This window comes from Nitrospira sp. BLG_1 (genome assembly GCF_047338595.1).
In the GTDB taxonomy this organism is placed as follows: Bacteria; Nitrospirota; Nitrospiria; order Nitrospirales; family Nitrospiraceae; genus Nitrospira_D.
Map to the genome: position 1 here is coordinate 1 of NZ_JBLFBO010000132.1, position 1,202 is coordinate 1,202.

Genomic DNA, 1,202 nt, shown 5'->3' on the forward strand with positions numbered 1-1,202 from the left:
TGTATGTTGACGAACGATGCGAGGAATTGCGGAGCAAGATAGGGGGGTGAAGATGTACCGCCATGCGACATATCAAGAGCATAAGGAATGGTTGGCGAAGAGGGCTGAAAATCTGAATGAGGCTGGCCTTGCTGAGCTGATTGGGTTTCACGTGGCACGGGCCGATGCGCTGCCTGGTTCATGGTATTCGGACAGGAGCGACCTCAGGGCGGCATGTGAGCGAGGATTCCGCGACGGCAAGATCAAGTTAGCGGTTGATGAAATCATGCGACCAAGGAGGTAGATCATGCGACGAAACCTCAAGCTGAGATCTGTAGATGCCGCTTGCGCAATGCAAGCCGAGAGACGCAAGGCTATCTATGACGCCATGCGTGCAACATCGCTTCCTGCTTCCGATCCGGTCGATATGGGTGAGTGGGCGTGGGCGGCCTTCTTTTGGACATGCGCGGCAACTGCCGTGGTCGTGATTGTCATCGGTTTGGGTTGGTGAAGGAGAATCATCATGAATACATTTTTTAGGTTCTGGCTCTACATCATCGAGTATCAGGTCGTCATTTTAACGGCAGCGTTGAGCAGACGATAAGGGCTGGACGGTCTTAACTAAATGGGGGGACACCATGAGACGAGATCCGGTGCGAATCGAACCATATTTGACACGTGATTATGTCGAGCGAGCCGACAAGATTCGAGACTTCGACGAATCGAGGCCGATAGAACTTGGCGTCACCATCGTAGACATCATCGCAACATTCATCGTGCTAGCTGGCCTGGTGGTATTGGTTGCGCTGGTGTGGTGACGACATAGAAGGAGTGAGCCATGATTATGGAACATCACAGCGATAGAGGCAGCATCATGTTCAGTGTTCAGCCGCGCCACACCATTGCATGGTTCAGTCCGGCTGTGGCCTGTCCGCAATGTCTCGTCATGACGCACCTGCTGGTCAATCGGCACGGTGAGACGGCCTGCGCGAATTGTAGCGATATGGAGGTGATGGCATGAGTGGGAAGGAGTCATACAGCATCGGAGGGTGGCCGTCCACGAAAGGGCGTCCGAGGAATGGAGGAGGCACCGGTAAGGCCAAGGCGCTCCTTAGACGGATGGATGCGGCGGCTGGATCCAGACAGAATGGCACCACGAAGAGCGGAATTGCAGGGCGGCGCGGGAGGTCCAATTTCCTCTTTGCCGTACGGGCGAAAAACCT

5 protein-coding genes are annotated in these 1,202 nt (G+C 54.7%); all 5 read left to right on the top strand.

Going from position 1 to position 1,202, the window contains the following annotated elements; translation table 11 throughout:
• Positions 1-16: 16 nt before the first annotated feature.
• Positions 17-283: a hypothetical protein gene (locus tag ACMTNU_RS20705; protein ID WP_413937178.1), complete on the top strand. Its 267-nt coding sequence runs from the start codon at positions 17-19 to the stop codon at positions 281-283.
• A 3-nt stretch (positions 284-286) separates the two neighbouring features.
• Positions 287-490, top strand: coding sequence for a hypothetical protein (locus ACMTNU_RS20710; RefSeq protein WP_413937179.1), 204 nt, complete (start codon positions 287-289; stop codon positions 488-490).
• 127 nt (positions 491-617) lie between these two features.
• Positions 618-797, top strand: a complete 180-nt coding sequence (locus ACMTNU_RS20715; protein ID WP_413937180.1) for a hypothetical protein — start codon at positions 618-620, stop codon at positions 795-797.
• A 20-nt stretch (positions 798-817) separates the two neighbouring features.
• Positions 818-1,000 (top strand): hypothetical protein, encoded by a 183-nt coding sequence (locus tag ACMTNU_RS20720; RefSeq protein WP_413937181.1) that lies wholly within the window; start codon positions 818-820, stop codon positions 998-1,000.
• Positions 997-1,202 (top strand): hypothetical protein (locus tag ACMTNU_RS20725; RefSeq protein ID WP_413937182.1); only part of this gene is annotated, 206 nt, incomplete at its 3' end. The genes ACMTNU_RS20720 and ACMTNU_RS20725, both read left to right, overlap by 4 nt.

Excerpts from the sequence above, each read along its gene's own strand:
- ACMTNU_RS20705 (WP_413937178.1), top strand. The coding sequence starts at position 17 with ATGCGAGGAATTGCGGAGCAAGATAGGGGGGTGAAGATGTACCGCCAT.
- ACMTNU_RS20715 (WP_413937180.1), top strand. The coding sequence starts at position 618 with ATGAGACGAGATCCGGTGCGAATCGAACCATATTTGACACGTGATTAT.
- ACMTNU_RS20710 (WP_413937179.1), top strand. The coding sequence starts at position 287 with ATGCGACGAAACCTCAAGCTGAGATCTGTAGATGCCGCTTGCGCAATG.
- ACMTNU_RS20720 (WP_413937181.1), top strand. The coding sequence starts at position 818 with ATGATTATGGAACATCACAGCGATAGAGGCAGCATCATGTTCAGTGTT.